Raw genomic sequence first — 20,160 nt, forward strand, 5'->3', positions numbered from 1 at the left:
AGGCTTAGGAGAGACCCAATGAAAGCGTTGACCACCGCCGCCACCGGCATGCTGGCCCAGCAACTGAACGTCGAGGTGATCTCGAACAATCTGGCCAACCTGAACACCACCGCGTTCAAGCGCCAGCGCCCGGAATTCCAGGACCTTCTCTACCAGAATATCGAGCGGGTCGGCGCCAACACCTCGGCCCAGGGTACCGTGGCGCCGTCGGGCCTGCAGGTGGGCGTCGGTGTGCGCGCCGCCTCGACCGTGCGGATGATGGAACAAGGCGGCATGGACCGGACCGAGAACACCCTAGATATCGCCATCAACGGTCCCGGTTTCTTCCGCATCCAACTGCCCGACGGCCAGGAAGCCTATACCCGCGGCGGGTCGTTCCAACTGGACCAGAATGGCGGGCTGGTCACCGCCGACGGCTTCATCGTCCAACCCAACATCGTGATCCCGCAAGAAGCGCGCGACATCACCATCAACCAGGAAGGCGAGGTGCAGATCATCCTCGACGGCCAGGTGCAGCCGCAGATCGTCGGCCAGTTGGACCTGGCGACCTTCGCCAACGACGCCGGCCTCGAAGCCCAGGGCGGCAATCTGTTCCTGGAAACCCAGGCGTCGGGCCCGCCCAACGTGGCGGTACCGGGCACCAACGGCTTCGGCACCGTGCGCCAGGGCTATCTGGAACGCTCGAACGTCAACCCGGTGATCGAAATCACCAACATGATCACCGCCCAGCGCGCCTATGAGCTGAACAGCCGGGTGATCCGCGCCGCCGACGAAATGCTCAACGCCGTCAACTCGATCAGCTAACGCCGCCGGCTCAGAAGGAGACCAAGCCCATGACCCGCCACCAGATCCGCCCGTCGACCCGCCGCCGCCCGATCCGTTTTCCGGCCGTCCGGCTCGCCGCCGGCCTGATGGCGGGACTGGTCGCTGCGGGCGCCGCCCAGGCCGCGTCGCTCAAGCCCTATGCCCGGGTCGAAGGCGCGGAAATCCGCCTCTCCCACGTGGTCGAGGGTGCCGGCGACGCGGGCGCCATGATCATCGGCGCGGCACCGCCGCCGGGCGACGAACTGGTGCTGTCGGCGTCGAACGTGGTGCGCCTGGCGCGCGCCAACGGGGTCGAACTGGCCGAGGTGCCGGCGATCACCCGCATTCAGGTGGAGCGGCCGGGCCTGCCCGTGGGCCGGGACGAAATTGCCGACCGGTTGCTTCAGGCGCTGCGCGACCTGGGCTATGACGACGACTATGAGGTGGGCCTGTTGAACACCCGGCTGACCGTCTACATGCCGGTCAACGCCGACCTGGCCGATCTTAAGGTGGACAATGTTCGGTTTACCGAACACACCGGGCGGATCATGGCCGAACTGGTGGTCCCCCAAGGCCAGGGCCGCACCGAGCGGGTGACGCTGAACGGCATGGCACAGCGCATGCAGCATGTGCCGGTGCTGACCCGCGCGCTGTCGCCGGGCGACACCATCGAACGCGCCGACCTGGAATGGGAGCGCCAGCCGGCCCGCCGGGTCAACCGCGGCGCGGTGCTGGAGATGGAAGACCTGTTGGGCATGAGCCTGCGCCGCCGGGTCCGCCCGGGCCAGACCCTGCGCGCCACCGACGTGGAAACCCCGCAATTGGTCGAGCGCGGCCAGTTGGTCGCCATGGTGCTGCAACGCGGCGCGCTGACGCTCACCGCCACCGGCAAGGCGCTTCAATCGGGCGGCGACGGTGACCTGATCCGCTTGCAGAACACCGCCACCCACCGGGTGGTCGAGGGACGCGTTACCGCCGGCGGCCGGGTTGCCGTGGGCGCCATGGGCCCGATCCGCACCGCACAACGGGGCTTCTGATCCGGTCCGCCCCGTCGCCCACGCCCCGATCGCCATCGCCGGCCCCGCCGGCGGCGCCGAAAACGCCAAGAGCCGACGCCGCAGACCATCGCCAAGCCCCAGAGAGCCAGGCCAGAAACACGGCCCGTCAGAGGATAGAAGATCATGACCGCGCACCGTTCGAGCCTTACCACCGCCCCCCGCCTGCGGCCCCGCACCGCCGCCAGGCTGACCGCCGCCGCCCTGGTCTCGGCCCTGCTTGCCGGCTGCGGTGCGGCCGACCGGGTCGCCAATATCGGCCGGGCGCCGGACATGCGCGCGGTGGAAAATGTTGCCGCACCGCCGCGCGAACGCTCGCTCAGCCTGCCGATGCCGTCGACCCAGCCGACCCAGCGCACCGCCGGCAGCCTGTGGCGTACCGGCGCGCAGGCGTTCTTCAAGGATCAGCGCGCCGACGAAGTGGGCGACATCGTCACCGTGCGCATCAACATCAACGACCAGGCGGACCTGGAAAACGGCACCCAGCGCAGCCGGTCGAGCACCGAAGACGCCTCGGCCGAGGCGCTGTTGGGGCTGGTCAACAATCTGGCCGCCGCCGGCATCCCCACCAACCCCGCCTTCGGCACCGCCGCCGACAGCGTCTACAGCGGCAGCGGCGCGATCCAGCGCGACGAACAGATCACCACGACCCTGGCGGCGATCGTCAAGGACGTGCTGCCCAACGGCAATCTGGTGATCGAAGGGCGCCAGGAGGTGCGGGTCAATTTCGAACTGCGCGAGGTCTATATCGCCGGCGTGGTGCGCCCGCAGGACATCGCGTCGGACAATACCATCAACCACACCCAGGTGGCGGAGGCGCGCATCTCCTACGGCGGGCGCGGCCAGATCACCGATGTGCAGCAACCCCGCTACGGCCAGCAGCTCTACGACATCATCTTCCCGTTCTGAGCGGTCGCCCGAGCCGGCGGCCCCGCAACCGACCGCCGCAATCGATCGCCATCGCGCGCGCCCCGGCACAATCTGCCGGGGCGTTGCGATGGCCGGGGCTGCGGACGAAGCTGCGGAAGCGCCGATTATCCCATCGACCCGATAGACTTATCTGGCAGCGTTGCGTAAACACCGGTCATAAACCCGCCCGCCGATCGGAGTGCGCCGCCGATGATCTCGCAAAAAGCCCGCTATGCCCTGCGTGCCTTGATCCTGTTGGCCCAGGCCCATGGCCGCGGCGAGGCGCTGATCATCGCCGAGATCGCCGAGCGCCAGTCGATCCCGCACAAGTTCCTCGAACAAATCCTGCTCGACCTCAAACGCCAGGGCCTGCTGGAAAGCCGGCGCGGCAAGAACGGCGGCTATGCCCTGCTCAAGCCCGCCGACCGGATCACCTTCGGCGAGGTGCTGCGCATCGTCGACGGACCGCTCGCGCCGTTGCCGTGCCTGAGCCGGGTGGCCTACCGCCCGTGCGAGGACTGCGACAGCGAAGAGGCGTGCGAAATCCGCCGGGTGTTCGCCCGGGTGACCGAAGCGACCCGCGCCGTGCTCGACACCACCACCCTGGCCGACGCGCTCGCCGGGCGGGCCCCCGCTGTCGACCCGCTGCCCGCAGCCCCCAAGGCGACCCGCGCCGCCGGGCAAGGCTGACGCCGACCGCCGGGGCCGCCTGATGACCGCCGAACAGGGGCTGATCGTGGCGCTGCTGGTGGCCACCCTGGCGGCATTGGCCTGGGGGCGCTGGCGCACCGAATTGGTGGCGCTCAGCGCGCTCGCGGCGGCCTTGGCCACCGGCCTGGTGGCGCCCGACGACGCCTTCGCCGGGCTCGCCGACCCCGCGGTCATCACCGTGGTCGAGATTCTGATGCTGGCCGGCCTGTTGGCCCGCTCGGGCCTGGTCGACCGGCTGGCGACGCCGGTGCTGGCCCGGCTGCGCACCGAGCGCCAGTTGGTCGGCATGCTGTGCCTCGGCGGCGCCGGGCTGTCCATGGTCATGAACAATATCGGCGCGCTGGCGATCATGCTGCCGGTGGCCTATGCGGGCTGTCGACGCCAGCGGCTGGCGCCGGGGCGGGTGCTCATGGCGCTGTCGTTTGCCACCCTGCTCGGCGGCATGTGCTCGTTGATCGGCACGCCGCCCAATCTGGTGGTCAGCGCGGCCAAGCAGGAAGCACTCGGTGCCGGCATCGACTTTTTCGCCTTCGCCATGGTGGGCGGGCCGGCGACCCTGGCCGGGCTCGCCTGGCTGTGGCTCGGTCGCCGGCCCACCGCCAGCCGCGCCGCCCCCGACGCGGATGCCGACCGCCCCGGGGCCGACGGTGGCGACGCCGGCGAGACCGCCTGGGCCGGCAAGGTCGCCCAGGCCGACGATGACCGGCCGCTGCGCGACGACGCCGGACCGGTCTTGTTCGAGGCCCGGGTGACCCCGGCCACCGGCTGGGCCGGACAGCGGCTGCCCCGGGTCGAGGCCGAGGCCCGTATGGAGATCGTCCATGTGGTGCGCCAGGGCCTGTTCGTGTTCCAGCGCCGCGACACGATCCGCCTGGAAGCCGACGACATTCTGGTCCTGCGCGGCCCGCGCCCGCTGTTCGACCGGCTGGCGGCCGCCGGGGCGGTGATCGGCGGCGCTGGGGCGGGTGATACCATCGTCGAGGCGGTGGTCGCACCGGCGAGCCTGGCGCTCGGCAGCCCGACGGCGGCGGTGCTGGCGTTCGAGGCCCGGGGCGTGCGGGTCGCCGGGCTGCGCGGCGGTCACCCCCGCGCCGACGCCCGGCTGGGCGATGTGCGTTTGTCGGTGGGCGACGTGGCGGTGCTGGCGGGGCCTGCGCACCGGGTGCGCGCCGCCGTCGACGACGCTGGCTTGCTGGCCCTGGCGCACTCGGGCACGCCGGTTGCCGGCCCGCTCGACCCGCTGGCGGCGGTGGCGTTGCTGGTCGGCGTGCTGCTGGCGGGATTTCAGATCCTGGCGCCCGAGCTGGCGTTCGGCGCCGCCTTGCTGGTCGCCGGGTTGAGCGGTGCCGCCGCCCTGCCCGACCTGATCCGGCGCATCGACTGGCGCGCGGTGTTGATGTTGGCGGCTCTGATCCCGGTCGCCGAGGCGTTCGAGCACACCGGGGCTGCGGCGCAACTGGCGCGACCGCTCTTGGCGCTGGCCCATGCCGAACCGATGCTGCTGATCGCCGGCGTCTGGCTGATCTCGGCGTTGATCACGCCGTTCGTCAACAATGTGGCGGCGGCGGCGATCATGGCGCCGGTGGCGCTCAACGCCGCGCAGTTGGGCGGCACCGAGCCCGACATCCTCCTGCTCGCCGTGGCCGCCGGCGCGTCGACCGACTTTCTGACCCCGTTCGGCCACCACAACAACACCATCGTCATGGGCGCGGCGGGCTATCGCCTGCGCGACTTTCTGGTCCAGGGCGCGCCGCTGACCCTGATCGTCGGCGCCACCAGCATCGCCATCCTCAGCCTCGCCGCCTGACCCAGCCCCACGAGGCACGCCCCCTGTCTGTTGTCGATGCGGTCGCATCACAGGTGTGGAAGCGAGCCCGCCCTCCTCAGGACCGATAAAGCCCCGTGTGGGTGCCAAGGCGCCCCTGCGGTGTCCTCGCCGGTCATGAGCCAGGCACAGCACCCGGCTCGGTCATGGCACCCAGAGCACCGCCCAGACCAGAGCCCGGCCGCCACCGATCCCATGGCTTGCCGCGCCGCCTGAAGGCGGATCGCAACGACGGCCGAGGCGGCGCATGGGGGTGAGCGCCGGGCCAAACGCCCAAACCGGCGCGCCAGCGGCCGGGTCGGGCGACCGGCGAAAAGCGCCGCCGCCGCCCGCCCGCGGTGGGCGTCGCCGGCCGCGTCGCAAGGCTCTTGATAAAGTCGATCAATCCGATAGAGTTAAGTTGTTCGATAGGAGATTTACCATGACCCATAGCCCCGTTGCCCGCCGATCTGGCGGGCGTCGCCGCACCCGGCGGGCCGTCGTCGGCTTGATCCTGGCCGCCGGCACGCTGATGGCGCCATCGCTCGCCGGCGCCCCGGCGGCACAGGCCGCCACGCCCACGCTGCTCAACGTGTCCTACGACCCGACGCGGGAATTCTATCGCGACGTCAACGCCGCCTTCGCCGAGCAGTGGCGCGCCGAGACCGGCGACCGCGTGCGCGTGCAGCAGTCCCACGGCGGGTCGGGCAAACAGGCGCGCGCGGTGATCGACGGGCTGATGGCCGACGTGGTCACCCTGGCGGTGCCGGTGGACATCGACGCCATCGCCCACCATTCGGGCCGGATCGCCGCCGACTGGCGCACCCGCCTGCCCCATGGCAGCGCGCCCTACACCTCGACCATCGTGTTCCTGGTCCGCGCCGACAACCCCAAGGAGATCGCCGATTGGGACGATCTGGTGCGCGCCGACGTGGCGGTGATCACCCCCAACCCGAAAACCTCGGGCGCCGCGCGGCTCAACTATCTGGCCGCCTGGGCGCACGCCCTGCGCCGCTTCGACGGCGACGAGGCGCGGGTGCGGGCGTTCATGAGCCGGCTGTTCGCCAATGTACCGGTGCTCGACACCGGCGCGCGCGGCTCGACCACCACCTTCGTGCGCCGGGGCATCGGCGACGTGCTGCTGGCCTGGGAGAACGAGGCCCATCTGGCGCTGCGCGAACTGGGCGCCGACGCCTTCGACATCGTCCGGCCAGCGCGGTCGATCCTGGCCGAACCCACGGTCGCCTGGGTCGACGGCCATGTGGACGCGCGCGGCACCCGCGCCCTGGCCCAAGCCTATCTGCGCTATCTCTACAGCGCCGAGGCCCAGACCCTGGCGGCCCGGCACTTCTACCGCCCGGCCCGACCCGAGGCGGTGGACTGGACGCGCGCGGAACGCCTGCCCGCCATGGAGCTTTTCTCCGTCGACGCGGTGTTCGGCAGTTGGTCGGCGGCGCAAGCGACCCATTTCGACGATGGCGGCGTGTTCGACCAGATCTACACGCCCGCCGGGAAGGGCGCGCGATGACCGCGCCTCGCACCGTTACCGCCGCCGCCTCCCCCGGCCCCGGCCCCGGCCCCGGGCCGGCCCGCCGGGGCTGGCGGGCACCGAGCGTGATCCCGGGCTTCGGTCCGACGCTCGGGATCACGCTCGGCTATCTGGGGCTGGTGGTGCTGATCCCGCTGGCCGCCCTGGTCTGGCGCAGCACCGAGTTGGGCGCGGCGGCGTTCTGGGACCTGGCCCGCGACCCGCGCACTCTGGCCGCCCTGCGCACCAGCTTCGGCGCCGCGCTTATCGCCGCCGGGGTCAACGCGGTGTTCGGGGCGCTGGTCGCCTGGGTGCTGGTACGCTACCGGTTTGCCGGCCGGCGGCTGCTCGACGCCGTGGTCGACCTGCCGTTCGCCCTGCCGACCGCGGTCGCCGGCATCGCCCTCGCCGCCCTCTATGGCCCGCAAGGCTGGCTTGGCAAGCCGCTGGCGGCCTTGGGCATCCAGGTCGCCTATGCCCCGGCGGGCATTGTCGTGGCGCTGGTGTTCGTGGGCCTGCCGTTCGTGGTCCGTACCCTTCAACCGGTGATCGCCGAAATCGACCGCGAGTGGGAGGAGGCGGCGGCCAGCCTGGGCGCGCGCCGCGCCCAGACCGTGCGCCGGGTGATCGCGCCGAGCCTGCTGCCCGCCTGGGCAACCGGCTTCGCACTCGCGCTCGCCCGCGGCGTCGGCGAGTACGGCTCGGTGATCTTCATCGCCGGCAACCTGCCCCATGTCTCCGAGATCGCGCCGCTGCTGATCGTCATCAAGCTTGAAGAATTCAATTATCCCGCCGCCACCGCGGTCGGCGTGATGATGCTGTCGATCTCGTTCGCCCTCTTGCTGGTGATCAACCTGCTCCAGGCCTGGAACCGGAGGCGCCTGACCGATGCCCGCTAACCCCACCGCTCCCCAAGCGCCACCGCCCCCGACCGGCGAACCGCCGCTGGTCCGCGCCGGGCTGATCGCCGTGGCCATGGCGTTCCTGGCCGCTTTCCTGCTGATGCCCCTGGTGAGCGTGTTCGCCGAGGCGTTCGCGCGCGGGCCGGCGGCGTTCCTGGCGGCGATCGCCGAGCCCGACGCGCTGGCGGCGATCCGGCTGACCCTGACCGTCGCCGCCATCGCCGTGCCGCTCAACATCGTCTTCGGCCTGGCCGCAGCCTGGGCGGTGACCAAGTTCGAGTTTCGCGGCAAGGCGCTCCTGGTCACCCTGATCGACCTGCCGTTCTCGGTCTCGCCGGTGATTTCCGGGCTGATCTATGTGCTGTTGTTCGGCGCCGGCAGCGCGCTCGGGCCGTGGTTGCAGGGCCACGGCCTTCAGGTACTGTTCGCGCTGCCGGGGATCGTCCTGGCCACTGTGTTCGTCACCCTGCCGTTCGTGGCGCGCGAGTTGATCCCGTTGATGGAGGCGCAGGGCACCGCCGAGGAAGAGGCCGCCCTGACCCTTGGCGCTGGCGGCTGGGCCACCTTCCGTCGGGTCACCCTGCCCAATGTGCGGTTCGCGCTGCTCTATGGCGTGTTGCTGTGCAACGCCCGGGCGATGGGCGAGTTCGGCGCCGTCTCGGTGGTGTCGGGCCACATCCGGGGCGTCACCAACACCATGCCGCTGCATGTGGAGATTCTTTACAACGAATACAATTTCCTCGCCGCGTTCGCCGTGGCGACGCTGTTGGCGCTGTTGGCGCTGGTCACCCTGGCGGCCAAGACCGCGCTCGAATGGCAACGCAGCCAGCGCCGCCGCGCCGCCGGCGCCTGATCCCCGGCTGATCCCCACCTGTCCCCGCCGCCACCCTACCGGCCTGGTTCACGGAGATATCCAATGGACGTTCGCATCGACCATGTGCGCAAGGAATTCGGGCGCTTCGCCGCCCTCGACGACACCTCGTTGACCATCCACGACGGCGAGTTGGTGGCGTTGCTCGGCCCCTCGGGCTCGGGCAAGACCACGCTGTTGCGGGTGCTCGCCGGGCTCGAACGGCCCAGTGCCGGGCGCATCCTGTTCGGCGACCAGGACGCCGCCTCGCTGAGCGTGCAGGAGCGCAATATCGGCTTCGTGTTCCAGCACTATGCCCTGTTCAAGCACATGACCGTGCTCGACAATGTGGCGTTCGGGCTGAGCGTGTGCCCGGCCCGCCGGCGCCCGCCCCGGGCCGAGATCGCCGCGCGCGCCCGCAGGCTGCTCGCCCTGGTGCAGATCGACGGGCTCGACCGGCGCTACCCGGACCAACTGTCCGGCGGCCAGCGCCAGCGCGTCGCCCTGGCGCGCGCGCTCGCCACCGACCCCCGGGTGCTGCTGCTCGACGAGCCGTTCGGCGCCCTCGACGCCCGCGTGCGCAAGGACCTGCGCCACTGGCTGCGCGGCTTTCACGACCGCACCGGCCACACCACCGTGTTCGTCACCCACGACCAGGACGAAGCGCTCGAACTGGCCGACCGGGTGGTGGTGATGAACGCCGGCCGGGTCGAACAGGTGGCCGACCCCGACACCCTCTACGACCGGCCGGCGAGCCCGTTCGTGTTCGCGTTCATCGGCGATTCCTCGTCGCTGCCGGCCACGGTGCGCGCCGGCCGCCTGTGGGTCGCCGGGCGCGCGCTCGGCCCGGTGCCGGCCGCCGACGGGCCGGTGCGGCTGTTCTTCCGGCCCCACCATGCACGCCTGGCCGACACCGGCGCGCTGGTCGGTCGGGTCGTGGCCAGCCGCCGCCAGGGCGACCGGCGCCGGCTCGACGTGGCGCTTCGCCCCGATGCCCCGTCCGACGCCCCGTCCGATGCGCCGCCCGACGCCCCGTCCGACGCCGCCGGTCCGCCCCATAGCGCCGACCTGCCCCGCCCGGGCGATGCTCCGGCCGCCAGCACCCCGGTGGAGATCGACGTGGCCACCGACGCAGCACCGCCGGTGGGCGCGTCGATCCGCTTCGACATCACCCGGCCGAGCCTGTTTCCCGCCCCGGCGGCGCCACGCCGCCCGATCGTGGTCGCGCCCCGGCCAGGCACCGCCCTGGCGCCCCCTGGCCCAAAGCCCGACCGCGCACACGCCGCCGGCTGACCGCCCGACCGCACCAGCCGACGCCAGACAGGTGGCGGACCCGAGGGCGCCGCCCCCCCGTCTCTGCCACCTGTCTCCGCCGCCGGTCTCTGCCACCTGTCTCGGGCTCCCGTCTCCGCCACCCTGGGGCTCGCGTCCCCGCCGGGCCACAAGCCCGCGCGCCGGCGCCCCCCATCCAATCCATGTCTCTTGATCGGCGCTCAACCTGGCCGCGCACCTACCGAGACCAATAAAGTCTCGACTCATTTTTCGACCAATCTTACTACTTTCAAAATCTGGATTGCTCGAAAAAATTTTAGCCTTCACCTATTTGGTATCGAGGCTGCCCATGTCCGCACTGTCTTTTCCATCCGCGACGCGTCCCCCATCGAAGCGGCGCCCCCACGGTCGCCGGAGGATCGCCGGGACCATCGGCCTGGCGACCGCCGCCTGGGCGAGCGTCGCAGCCCTCGCCCCCGGCCCCCAGGGCGCCGCCATGGCCGCCGACACGGCCGTGTCCGACCAGCCCTGGCGGCTCGACCGGGCGCTCGCCACGCCCGACTGGCTGACCCTGTCGGGCGAGCACCGGCTGCGCTATTCGACCCTGGTCAACCAGTTCCGGCCGGGGCTCAGCGGCCGCGACGAGGCGCTGTCGCTGCGCACCTTGGTGCGCGCCGACGTGCGGGTTGGCCCGGCCTGGTCGCTGACCGCCGAATTGCAGGACAGCCGCGCCTATCTGACCGGCGACCAAAGCTCGGTGAACACCAGCATGGTCAACGCCGTCGAGCCGATCCAGGCGCATCTGCGCTATGACGGCCGCGACCTGTTCACCGCCGGCGACCGGCTCGACCTGCGCTTCGGGCGCCAGACGCTCGACATCGGCAGCCGGCGGCTGGTGGCGCGCAACCGGTTCCGCAACGCGATCCAATCGTTCAACGGCGTCAGCGGCCACTGGCGCGGGGCGGGCGGCGGCGAGGTGCGCGGTTTCTATTTCCTGCCGGTGCGCCCGCGCCCCAGTGGCTTCGACGCCGTGTCCGACAACCGGGTGCGCTTCGACCGGGAGGATTTCAACCTGCAATTCTGGGGCCTGTGGCTGCACCGACCGGACCTGATCGCCGGCATCGGGGTCGAGACCTATGTCTACGGCCTGCACGAACGCGACCAACCCGGCGTCTATGACAGCCGCGACCGGCAGATCTATACCCCCGGCCTGCGCCTGGTGCGCCCGCCGCGCCCCGGCGCCGTCGACCTGGACCTGGAAACCAACTTGCAATTGGGCCACCGCCATGCCGGGCGCTCGCCCCTCGACACCGAGCGCCTGTCGGTGTTCGCCCACGCCCACCATGCCGCCATCGGCTATACCTGGGCCACACCGTGGCGGCCGCGTCTTGGCCTCAATCTGGATATCGGCAGCGGCGATGGCGACACCGGCAACGGCCGCCACACCCGCTTCGACTGCCTGTTCGGGCCGCGCCGGACCGATTTCGGGCCGACCGGGCTTTATGGCCTGTTGGGCCGCGAGAACCTGATCTCGGCCGGCCCACGGCTGTCGATCCAGCCCACCGACCGGCTGAGCGCGCACGTCATCTGGCGCGCCAATTGGCTTGAAGACCGCGCCGACGCCTTCGCACGCTCGGGCGTGCGCGACCCTGGCGGCCTGTCCGGCCGCTTTGCCGGCCACCAGGTGGAGGCGCGGCTGCGCTTCTGGCTGCTGCCCGGTCAGGTGCGCCTGGAAGCCGGTGCGGCGGTGTTCGCCAATGGCCGCTTCCTCGCCACCGCCCCCAACGCCACCGGCGCCGGCACCCCCGCCTACGCCTATACCGACATCCGGCTGCTGTTTTGACCGCGGCGCCAGAGCGCTCACCACAGCAACGCCCAGCCCGGATCACGACGATCGCCCTGCTTCGAGGCATCGCGCAGCAGCCATGACGCGGCGGTTTTCCACCCCCCGCGCCGACCGGCGGACAGTAATCCAGTCCATCGGGTCGCTGCCACCTTGGCGCCGCCACCGTTTCCTTTTATCAAGGTTCTACACGGGGTATCTCGGTCAAATAGGGGGCACGTCATGACATATGCCTATGGCTCGAAAGGGTTTCGGGTCCCGAACCGGTTCGTACCGCACGGCATCGCGCAACTGGCGGTGGGCGTTGTGGCACTGACCCTTGGCGGGCTGTTACTCATTGACGTTCAAGCGGTGGTCGCGCGCGGTGGCTCCGCATTGGGATGGGTTCGACTAGGCGTCGGCGCGTTGATGCTGTCGATCGGCTTCGCTGCCGTGGGCGTGGCGGTCATGAGGTTGACCCGCCTCTACATGGGCCGCTCGGCGCCCGCCGATCTGACCGACACGACCCCGCCCGCGGCCCTGGCAGACGCCTTGCGCCATCGAACCAATCCCCATATCGGCGAACCCCAAGGCGCCGTCGACCGGCTGATCGCGGCGGTTTTTCACCGCTTGCAATTCATCCCGGAACCATTGCGCTATGCCGCCCTGATCGCCGGACATAGCGCCCTGCGCGTGCTCGCCATCGCATTGGTGACCGGTCTTGTTTATCTGATCGCCAGCAGCAATCTGCTGCCATTGTCCGCCACCGAATGGAACTGGTTCGCGGCCCTGGTCGCGCTGGGCCAGTTGCTGGCCCTGATCGGCTGGGCGCGCAGCCTGGGACAACCGACCCGCACCGTCCGCACCGGCCCCGGTGCGCTGGCCCTGTCGGTGGTGTTGGCGTTGCTGGCCCCGGCGGCGATCGTCTGGGTATCGCAGAACCCCACCCTGACGATCCCGGCATTGCCGATCGACGGTTTGCCCTGGCTGATCGGCCTGACGGTGTTGGCCATCGCCGCCCCGGCGCTGGTCTTCGCCGCCGTGCTGGTCCGCGCCGCCAGCGCCGACCCACAAACCGACGTCAGCGAATGCGCGGGTCAGCGCCAAGTGACCCGTCAGCCATTGGACCTGGTGTTCCGGTTCGATCAGAGCATGTTGGAGTTTCGCCTGCTGGAAATCCCCAACCGTCAATACGCCGCCATCGACCCGCACCTGCAACGCGAAGGCGACGGCAGCCGCGGCTCGTTCACCGGCTTGCGTCTGGTGGAAACACAGCCCGAGCCGCTGCTGCTGCGCGAAAAGCCGCTCCTGTTCGGATGGATTCTGGCGCTGACCGCCCTGGCGACGGCGGTCTCCATTGCGGCACTGGCGGTCTTGTTCATCGGCGCCCGGGAGCTGTCGCCGGCCGCTTGGCCCGAGGCGGGACAAGCGGTGCTGGGCTTCGTCGCCTTGTGGGTCACCGGCCTTGGATTGTTCCGGGCCGCCACGTTGCTCCGCGCGGAGATGTGGTTCCGATCGAAGCTGGTCCTGCTGGAACTGCAAGGAACGTTCCAGGAAACCCGCATGGTGGTGGGCAAGGGCGTGCACGACAGCACCATGTCGGAGAACCAGATGATCCGCGCTGAACTGACCGAACGGATCTGGTGCGCCGAGTTGTTGTCCAGCAGCTTCGTCGGCGTCACTGCGGCCAGCTTTCGCCGCCCACGCCACATGCTGCGCCTTGAGATGGACGACGCCACGCTCGACGCCATCAATCGGTCTCTGCATGAGTATGAACAAGGCACGCAAAATGTCGCCGGCCTGCAATCGCAAACGGACGTCGAGACGGTCCAGCAATTCCAGGCGCTGAACGCCGAGGCGCTAAGCCAGCGCCACCGGGTGACCGGCCCCAACGCCGCCGGTGGCGCGCCCCCGTCCTCGGATGTGGAAGCCGTGACCTACAACGCCCCGCACGCCACCCCGCAGCGCGACAACCAGTAGACCGTAGAACGCGCCAGGCGACCAAAGGCGGCGGGGGCCCGCTCACCCGCTCACGCCGCCAGCCGGCGCATAAGGCCCCTGTCGGTCGCCTTATGCGCTGCGATCGGTGGGGCCGCCCGGCCAAGAGAGCGAAAACCGGCCTTCCCGACCGGACCGCATGAGCCTTGCCGCCCGGGGCGTGTTCAGGCGAACACGCGGGGCAGATCGGCGAGGCGCGGTTGGGTGCGGTCCTTGTCGGAGACGATGGCGGCCTCGGGGCTCACCGGCCAGTCGATGCCAAGCGCCGGGTCGTGCCACAGCAGCCCCCGGTCATGGTCGGGGGCGTAGAAGGCGCTGACCTTGTAGAGCACCTGGGTATGGGGGGCGAGCGTCACCAGGCCATGGGCGAAGCCTTCGGGCACCAGGATCTGGTCGCCGCTCTCGGCGCTCAGTTCGAGCGCCACATGGGCGCCATAGCTGGGCGAGCCGACGCGCAAATCCACCGCCACGTCCCAGATCGCCCCCGACAGCACGCGCACCAGCTTGGCCTGGGCGTGGGGCGGGGTCTGGAAGTGCAGCCCGCGCACCGTGTGGCGCGCCGCTGAATAGGCGTGATTGTCCTGCACGAAGGTCAGGTCGATGCCGGCGGCGGCGAAATCGCGGGCGTTGTAGGTCTCGCTGAAGAAGCCGCGGGCGTCGCCGTGCCGGCGCGTGCGGATGCGCTTGACGTCGGGGATCGCCAGCGGCTCGACGACGACACTCACGCCGCGCCCTCGCCCGGTCCGCCCTGCCCCGCCGGGCTTTCGGCACCGCCCGGGTGACGGCCATAGCCGTCCTCGAAGCGGACGATATCGTCTTCTTCGAGATAGCTGCCCGACTGCACCTCGATCAGATGCAAGGGCAGCTTGCCCGGGTTTTCCAGCCGGTGCACCTCGCCCATGGGGATGTAGGTGGACTGGTTCTCGCCCAGCAGAAAGGTCTCAGAGCCGCGGGTGACCCGCGCCGTGCCGCTGACCACCACCCAGTGTTCGGCGCGATGGTGGTGCATTTGCAGCGACAGGCGCTCGCCCGGCGCCACGGTCAGGCGCTTGACCTGGAACCGCTCGCCCCGGTCGACGCCGCGATAGCTGCCCCACGGCCGGTGCACGGTGGTGTGCAAATCCTGTTCGCTGCGCCCGTCGGCCTTGAGCCGCTCGACCAGCGCCTTGACGTCCTGAGCGCGCCGGCGGTCGGCGACCAGCACCGCGTCGTCGGTGGCCACCACCACCACGTCGTCGAGCCCGGCCACCGCCACCAGCCCGTGTTCGGCGCGCACATAGGCGTTGCGGGTGTCGTGCAGGATCACGTCGCCGCGCGTGGCGTTGCCGGCTGCGTCCTTGGCGCCGGCGTCCCACACCGCCGACCAGGCGCCCAGATCGCTCCAGCCCATGGCCACCGGCACCACGGCGGCGTGCGCGGTCCGCTCCATCACCGCATAGTCGATGGAATCGGCCGGCGAGCGGGCGAAGGCCTCGGCGTCGAGCCGGCAGAAGGTCAGGTCCGCCGCGGCACCGTCGAGGGCAGCGCGACACGCCGCCACCATGTCCGGACACCAGGCGGTCAACTCGTCCAGATAGCGGCGCGCCGAAACCAGGAAGATGCCGCTGTTCCAGTGATAGCCACCGGCGGCCAGATAGCCCGCCGCGATCTCGGCGTCCGGCTTCTCGACGAAGCGCTCGACCGCCGAAACGCCGTCATGGGCCCCGAACGGCCCGGCGGCCTTGATGTAGCCATAGCCGGTCTCGGGCCGGTCTGGGGTGATGCCAAACGTGACCAGGGCGCCCGCAGCGGCGGCCGGGGCGGCGCGGTCGACCGCGGCGCGGAACGCGTCGGGCTCGGCGATGCGATGGTCCGACGGCATGATCAGCATCACCGGGTCGTCGCCATCCTCGGTCTCGCCCACCAGGTGCAGGGCGGCGATGGCGGCCGCGGGCGCGGTGTTGCGCCCGACCGGCTCCAGCACGATGGCGCGCGCCTCGGCGCCGGCGCTGCGCAGCTGTTCGGCGACGATAAAGCGATGATCGTCGTTGCAGATCACCAGCGGCGCGGCAAACCCGGGACCGGCGACCCGCGCCACCGTGTCCTGAAACAAGGTGCGGTCGCCGGCCAGGGGTAGAAACTGTTTCGGGTATCCCGCCCGCGACAAGGGCCACAACCGGCTTCCGGTCCCGCCCGACAGGATCACCGGACAAATCAACCTCGACGCCCCATCGGTATCCACGGGCGGCCCCCCTTGCTTGGCCCCGTCACGACGGCAGTACGGCCCCGGGGTGCGGCTGCGACCCTGGGGCGGCGCTCAATCGTCGCGATAGACCTTTTCGCGCTTTTCGTGACGCTCCTGCGCCTCGATGGTCATGGTGGCGATGGGCCGCGCGTCCAGCCGTTCGAGCGCGATCGGCTCACCGGTCACTTCGCAATAGCCATACTCGCCGGTCTCGATGCGGCGCAAGGCCGCGTCGATCTTGGCGATCAGTTTGCGCTGCCGGTCCCGGGTACGCAGTTCCACCGACCAGTCGGTCTCGGACGAGGCCCGGTCGGCCACATCGGGTTCCTTGAGGCTTTCGCGTTGCAGATTGGACAGGGTCTCCTTGGCCTCGCGCATGATGTCTTCGCGCCAATCCAGGAGTTTACGCCGGAAATACTCGAGCTGCCGGGGGTTCATGAACTCTTCGTCCTGGCTCGGACGATACTGTTCGGGCAGATCGATCGCCATGGCCACTCTCCGCACAGTTGGTCCAGCGGCGACGCCCACGGTGAGATGGCCGCGGACGCCACTATGCGGCGCGGTGTATAATGCCTTCAGGGTTAACGAGCAAGCGCAATTGCGTTATCAGCGGCGCTCGGCGCAGGGTACCGACGCTAGATCTGTTCCAGCTTGGCCAGTTCCACCTCCGCCCGTAACTCGATCTCGTCGAGCAGAGCATTGAGGCGCGGGTCGGTGAACGCCTCGCGGTTCTGCCGCGCCATACGCGCCAGTGCCTCAAGGCGGTTTTGCGGAATGGCCCCGAGCAGCAGGCCCCGGCGCACCTCTTCGAGTTGATCGAGCAGCGAGCGCGCGCGCATCATGCCCTTGGCCCGCCCTTCCTCGGCCGGATCGGGGGCCTCTTGCAGGGCGAGCAACGACCCGGTCGCGGCCACCGGCGCGGCAGCCGACGCCGGCGCCTTGGCCTCGGTCGCCGCGGTGTCGGCGGTTTCGTCGAGCGTCGGCTCGAACCGCGCAGCGCCGCTGCCTTTGCTCTTGCCGGTCTTTTTCGTCGTCTGCGGAGCGTTGGTGCGCCCCGGTCCGTCCACACGCATGGTCTTGCGGTCCTTCCGCCAGTGCTGGCGTCAATCTGGGCAGCCGTGGGGCGCCGCCGGACGCGCTGGCCGATCCGCCGTGCGGGTCTGTGTCACCTCGCCGGCTTGGCACGATATTCGCATATTTGGCCTTGAGATCAAGCCCGCCAAAAGGGCCGGGCGCTTTCTCGAACGAGGAACCAACCATGATTTTCCATCCTGTGTTGCGAATTGCAACGATGCTCGTGGGGCTGTTTGCGCTCGCCAGCGTCAACGCCGAAGGGGCCAGAACGCGCCTCAAGGACATCATTGACGTGGAGGGCGTGCGCGAGAACCAGTTGATCGGCTACGGCCTGGTCACCGGTCTCAACGGCACCGGCGACTTCCTGCAAAATGTGCCGTTCACCCAGCAAAGTTTGACCGCCATGCTGGAGCGACTGGGCACAAATATCCGCGACACCCGGATTTTGATCGAAAACACCGCCGCCGTCATGGTCACCGCCGACCTGCCGCCGTTCGCCCGGCCGGGCTCGCGCATCGACGTGCAGGTCTCGGCGATCGGCGACGCCGAAGACCTGCGCGGCGGCGTGCTGCTGGCGACGCCGCTCAAGGCGTCAGACGGCGAGGTCTATGCGGTCGCGCAAGGCCCGGTGGCGGTGGCCGGCTTTTCAGCCCAAGGCAATGCCGCGTCGATCGTCCAGGGTGTGCCGACCTCGGGCCGGATCGCCAATGGCGCGATCGTGGAAAAGCAGGTCGACTTCGAATTCTCGCAGCTCGAAAGCCTGAAGCTGGCGCTCAAGAACCCCGACTTCACCACCGCCAAGCGCATCGAACAGGCCATCGACGGCTATTTCGGCCAGGACATCTCCCAGGCCATCGACCCGGCCACCGTGCAATTGTTCCGCCCGGTCGGTTTCGAAGAGTCGCTGATGGACATGGTGGTCGGCATCGAGCAGTTGCAGGTGACCACCGACCAGCCGGCCCGCATCGTCATCGACGACCGCGCCGGGATCATCGTCATGGGCGCCGACGTGCGGGTGTCCACGGTGGCGATCGCCCAGGGCAATCTGACCATCCGCATCGCCGAGACGCCGCAGGTGTCGCAGCCCGACCCGTTCGGCGGCGGCGAGACCCAGGTGGTGCCGCGCACCGACGTGGAAGTGGACGCCGGCGACCAGAACCGGCTCGCGGTGGTGCCCGAGGCGGTGACGCTTCAGGAACTGGTCGACGGCTTGAACGCGCTCGGCATCGGGCCGCGCGACATGATCTCGATCCTCCAGGCGATCAAGGCGTCTGGCGCCCTGCAAGCGGAGATCGAAATCCAATGACCGACGCCCTCAGCCATATGAACGCCACCCTCGACCTGGCCCGGATTCAAAAGGGCCAGTCGGCCGCCGAGGACATCACCCGACGCTTTCAACCCGGCGCCAATGTGGACGTGGACAAGGCCGCGACCAAGTTCGAGTCCATGTTCCTGGCCCAAATGCTGGCGCCGATGATGGACACCATCCCCACCGACGGCCCGTTCGGCGGCGGACCGGGCGGCGAGATGTTCCGCTCCATGCTCACCGAGGAACTGGGCAAGGAAATGGCCAAGGCCGGCGGCATCGGCATCGCCGATATGATTCGCCAGGAATTGTTGGCCCTGCAAGAGAGGTAAGCCAATGGATCAAAGGACCAAGGACCCGCACGCGCCGCCCCCCCAAGCGTCGACCCCCGACGCGCCAACCCATGGCGCAGCCGGCGATGGCGCAACCGCCGGCGCCCCGCCGATGGCCGGACCGGTGGCGCTGTTCGTTCAGGTGACCCAGAGCCTGATGGATCTGATCACCCGCGAGACGCAGCTGCTGGAGAGCCGACGGCCGAGCGAGGTGCAACCGCTGCAAGGCGAGAAGGCCCGACTGACCGCCGAGTATCAGAAGCTTCTCAACGTGCTGAAGGCGCATGAAAGCGCCCTCTTGGGTCCCAAGGACAGCGCCGTGCGGCGCCATCTGCGCCAGGTGATGGAAACATTCCGCCGGGTGGTCGCCTATCACGCGCGGCTGGTCGGGCGGTTGAAGAGCGTCTGCGAAGGCGTGGTCAACGCGATCAGCGAAGAGGCCAACCGCCAGCGCCGCGATAGCGTGCCCCACTATGGTCGCGACGCCCGCATGGCCTATGGCCGCGCCGGCTCGGTACGGTCGCTGTCCTTGGACAGCGAGGCGTGAGCCAACCACCGGCGACGCCCGCGCCATGACCGTGGCCGCGGCGTCGCCGACCCTCTCCGGCCCGCTGCCCGACGTCGGCGCCTACCGATCCGCTACCCACCAAGGCGCCGGCTCTGGCTCGGCCGGTCCCGCCCCGTCTGGCGGCCCGGCCGCGGCGATCGCCCCCGGGACTGGCAGCGGGACGGGCCGCGAGACTGGCACCGGGACCGCACGCCCGGGCGCCGGGACACCGCCGGCCGTCATCCGCGCGCGGCCAATCGCGCCGCCAGGCCCGGTCGTCGCCGCCGCCTGGGGCGCCTGTCTCGTGCGCTTGGCCCAGAACGGCGGCCCCGTCGCCACACCGCGCAGCGCCACCGGCTCCGCACGTCCCGCGAACGCCGGCAGCAACACAGCGTCAGACGCCCGACGCGGCGCCCGGCGCCTGGTGTGCCACCCCCGGCCCGACGCCCGCCCAGCGCAACCACCCCCGCCGCCCGGCCCGGCGCCGTGCCTGGACGTGGCCCCGCTGTCGCCAGCCATCGCCGCTCCCCGCCCCTGCCCTGACATACCGGCGGCAGTCGAACCAGCGTCGATGATCGAGTGCCCGGGCGCGGTGCCGGCGGTGGCAGAGACCGGCACCGCCTCCGCGATCGCTTGTCCGATCGGCCCGGCAACCGGCGCGCCCGAGGGCGCCACGGCGACGCCGCCAGCACCGGCCCACCCCGCACCGGCCCACATGGCCAGGGCCACCGATGCCGCAGATCCGGCCGCAACGCTGGGCGGCGTCCTGATAGCGGCGCTCAACCTCTATGGACCGGGCCGCCCGAGCCCCCCGACCACGCGCCGCACACGCCGACGCCGACCTATGGGCAGCACCAAGGGCGACCGCATCGCCCCCTCCCCTGCCATGCCACCGCGTTAAGGCCCTGGGCGATCCCCTGACGGACCTAGGGGCTGTTGACGAAGTGGCGGAACCAGAGGCGGATCGAGGTGAGATGGATGAAGCCGAGATAGCTGTCGGCGGTTTTGTCGTAGCGGGTCGC

Annotated in this window: 17 protein-coding genes and 2 pseudogenes; 14 read left to right on the forward strand and 5 right to left on the reverse strand. The window is 70.2% G+C overall.

What is annotated here, in order from left to right:
- Positions 1-18 precede the first annotated feature (18 nt).
- From flgG to EV659_RS02420, 11 genes and pseudogenes are all read left to right on the forward strand, one after another.
- Positions 19-804, forward strand: a complete 786-nt coding sequence (flgG, locus tag EV659_RS02370) for a flagellar basal-body rod protein FlgG (RefSeq protein WP_132707092.1) — start codon at positions 19-21, stop codon at positions 802-804.
- Between the two features lie 29 nt (positions 805-833).
- Entirely contained in the window at positions 834-1,841 is a 1,008-nt protein-coding gene (flgA, locus tag EV659_RS02375; RefSeq protein ID WP_132707094.1) for a flagellar basal body P-ring formation chaperone FlgA, read from the forward strand.
- A gap of 144 nt (positions 1,842-1,985) precedes the next feature.
- Positions 1,986-2,768: a flagellar basal body L-ring protein FlgH gene (flgH, locus tag EV659_RS02380; protein WP_132707096.1), complete on the forward strand. Its 783-nt coding sequence runs from the start codon at positions 1,986-1,988 to the stop codon at positions 2,766-2,768.
- 210 nt (positions 2,769-2,978) lie between these two features.
- Positions 2,979-3,458, forward strand: a complete 480-nt coding sequence (locus EV659_RS02385) for an RrF2 family transcriptional regulator (protein WP_132707098.1) — start codon at positions 2,979-2,981, stop codon at positions 3,456-3,458.
- A gap of 22 nt (positions 3,459-3,480) precedes the next feature.
- Positions 3,481-5,286 carry an SLC13 family permease gene (locus EV659_RS02390; RefSeq protein ID WP_132707100.1) on the forward strand — a complete coding sequence of 602 codons (1,806 nt, stop codon included), beginning with the start codon at positions 3,481-3,483 and terminating at the stop codon, positions 5,284-5,286.
- Positions 5,287-5,725: 439 nt separating this feature from the next.
- Entirely contained in the window at positions 5,726-6,811 is a 1,086-nt protein-coding gene (locus EV659_RS02395; RefSeq protein WP_132707102.1) for a sulfate ABC transporter substrate-binding protein, read from the forward strand.
- Positions 6,808-7,710: a sulfate ABC transporter permease subunit CysT gene (cysT, locus tag EV659_RS02400; RefSeq protein ID WP_132707104.1), complete on the forward strand. Its 903-nt coding sequence runs from the start codon at positions 6,808-6,810 to the stop codon at positions 7,708-7,710. Before EV659_RS02395 ends, cysT begins: the two co-directional genes overlap by 4 nt.
- On the forward strand, positions 7,700-8,566 hold the full coding sequence (gene cysW, locus EV659_RS02405; protein ID WP_132707106.1) for a sulfate ABC transporter permease subunit CysW: 867 nt from the start codon (positions 7,700-7,702) through the stop codon (positions 8,564-8,566). The genes cysT and cysW overlap by 11 nt, the downstream gene beginning before the upstream one ends.
- Positions 8,567-8,629: 63 nt before the next feature.
- Positions 8,630-9,652 (forward strand): annotated as a pseudogene (locus tag EV659_RS02410) (sulfate/molybdate ABC transporter ATP-binding protein); the annotation flags it as partial.
- A 679-nt stretch (positions 9,653-10,331) separates the two neighbouring features.
- Positions 10,332-11,678 (forward strand): alginate export family protein, encoded by a 1,347-nt coding sequence (locus tag EV659_RS02415; RefSeq protein WP_165878658.1) that lies wholly within the window; start codon positions 10,332-10,334, stop codon positions 11,676-11,678.
- Between the two features lie 222 nt (positions 11,679-11,900).
- Complete coding sequence (locus EV659_RS02420) at positions 11,901-13,637, forward strand: hypothetical protein (protein ID WP_132707112.1); 1,737 nt, start codon at positions 11,901-11,903, stop codon at positions 13,635-13,637.
- 182 nt (positions 13,638-13,819) lie between these two features.
- Here EV659_RS02420 and rfbC read toward each other — a convergent pair whose 3' ends face one another.
- The 4 genes from rfbC to EV659_RS02440 all read right to left on the reverse strand — a co-directional run bounded on the left by rfbC (position 13,820) and on the right by EV659_RS02440 (position 16,952).
- Positions 13,820-14,380 carry a dTDP-4-dehydrorhamnose 3,5-epimerase gene (gene rfbC, locus EV659_RS02425; RefSeq protein WP_132707114.1) on the reverse strand — a complete coding sequence of 187 codons (561 nt, stop codon included), beginning with the start codon at positions 14,378-14,380 and terminating at the stop codon, positions 13,820-13,822.
- Positions 14,377-15,876, reverse strand: coding sequence for a mannose-1-phosphate guanylyltransferase/mannose-6-phosphate isomerase (locus tag EV659_RS02430; protein WP_132707116.1), 1,500 nt, complete (start codon positions 15,874-15,876; stop codon positions 14,377-14,379). The genes rfbC and EV659_RS02430 overlap by 4 nt, the downstream gene beginning before the upstream one ends.
- 75 nt (positions 15,877-15,951) lie before the next feature.
- Positions 15,952-16,368, reverse strand: a complete 417-nt coding sequence (gene dksA / locus EV659_RS02435; protein WP_132707118.1) for an RNA polymerase-binding protein DksA — start codon at positions 16,366-16,368, stop codon at positions 15,952-15,954.
- A 146-nt stretch (positions 16,369-16,514) separates the two neighbouring features.
- Entirely contained in the window at positions 16,515-16,952 is a 438-nt protein-coding gene (locus EV659_RS02440; protein ID WP_132707120.1) for a flagellar assembly protein FliX, read from the reverse strand.
- Between the two features lie 185 nt (positions 16,953-17,137).
- Here EV659_RS02440 and EV659_RS02445 point away from each other — a divergent pair, with 185 nt between their 5' ends.
- Genes EV659_RS02445 through EV659_RS02455 form a run of 3 tightly spaced genes read left to right on the forward strand, consistent with a single transcriptional unit; the run spans position 17,138 to position 19,138 of the window.
- Complete coding sequence (locus tag EV659_RS02445) at positions 17,138-18,259, forward strand: flagellar basal body P-ring protein FlgI (RefSeq protein WP_132707122.1); 1,122 nt, start codon at positions 17,138-17,140, stop codon at positions 18,257-18,259.
- The gene (locus tag EV659_RS02450) at positions 18,256-18,591 is read left to right on the forward strand and encodes a rod-binding protein (RefSeq protein ID WP_132707123.1); all 336 of its coding nucleotides are present in this window, start codon (positions 18,256-18,258) and stop codon (positions 18,589-18,591) included. The genes EV659_RS02445 and EV659_RS02450 overlap by 4 nt, the downstream gene beginning before the upstream one ends.
- A 4-nt stretch (positions 18,592-18,595) precedes the next feature.
- The gene (locus EV659_RS02455) at positions 18,596-19,138 is read left to right on the forward strand and encodes a hypothetical protein (protein WP_132707125.1); all 543 of its coding nucleotides are present in this window, start codon (positions 18,596-18,598) and stop codon (positions 19,136-19,138) included.
- 926 nt (positions 19,139-20,064) lie between these two features.
- Here the strand turns inward: EV659_RS02455 and EV659_RS15185 are convergent.
- Positions 20,065-20,160: pseudogene (locus EV659_RS15185) on the reverse strand (IS5 family transposase); the annotation flags it as partial.

This window comes from Rhodothalassium salexigens DSM 2132, assembly GCF_004341375.1.
GTDB classification, from domain to species: Bacteria; Pseudomonadota; Alphaproteobacteria; order Sphingomonadales; family Rhodothalassiaceae; genus Rhodothalassium; species Rhodothalassium salexigens.

Coding starts and splice junctions, on each gene's coding strand:
- EV659_RS02395 (WP_132707102.1), top strand. CDS start 5,726: ATGACCCATAGCCCCGTTGCCCGCCGATCTGGCGGGCGTCGCCGCACC.
- cysT (WP_132707104.1), top strand. CDS start 6,808: ATGACCGCGCCTCGCACCGTTACCGCCGCCGCCTCCCCCGGCCCCGGC.
- EV659_RS02415 (WP_165878658.1), top strand. CDS start 10,332: ATGGCCGCCGACACGGCCGTGTCCGACCAGCCCTGGCGGCTCGACCGG.
- flgG (WP_132707092.1), top strand. CDS start 19: ATGAAAGCGTTGACCACCGCCGCCACCGGCATGCTGGCCCAGCAACTG.
- flgA (WP_132707094.1), top strand. CDS start 834: ATGACCCGCCACCAGATCCGCCCGTCGACCCGCCGCCGCCCGATCCGT.
- EV659_RS02420 (WP_132707112.1), top strand. CDS start 11,901: ATGACATATGCCTATGGCTCGAAAGGGTTTCGGGTCCCGAACCGGTTC.
- EV659_RS02440 (WP_132707120.1), bottom strand. CDS start 16,952: ATGCGTGTGGACGGACCGGGGCGCACCAACGCTCCGCAGACGACGAAA.
- EV659_RS02390 (WP_132707100.1), top strand. CDS start 3,481: ATGACCGCCGAACAGGGGCTGATCGTGGCGCTGCTGGTGGCCACCCTG.
- EV659_RS02385 (WP_132707098.1), top strand. CDS start 2,979: ATGATCTCGCAAAAAGCCCGCTATGCCCTGCGTGCCTTGATCCTGTTG.
- EV659_RS02455 (WP_132707125.1), top strand. CDS start 18,596: ATGGATCAAAGGACCAAGGACCCGCACGCGCCGCCCCCCCAAGCGTCG.
- dksA (WP_132707118.1), bottom strand. CDS start 16,368: ATGGCGATCGATCTGCCCGAACAGTATCGTCCGAGCCAGGACGAAGAG.
- EV659_RS02445 (WP_132707122.1), top strand. CDS start 17,138: ATGATTTTCCATCCTGTGTTGCGAATTGCAACGATGCTCGTGGGGCTG.
- flgH (WP_132707096.1), top strand. CDS start 1,986: ATGACCGCGCACCGTTCGAGCCTTACCACCGCCCCCCGCCTGCGGCCC.
- EV659_RS02450 (WP_132707123.1), top strand. CDS start 18,256: ATGACCGACGCCCTCAGCCATATGAACGCCACCCTCGACCTGGCCCGG.
- cysW (WP_132707106.1), top strand. CDS start 7,700: ATGCCCGCTAACCCCACCGCTCCCCAAGCGCCACCGCCCCCGACCGGC.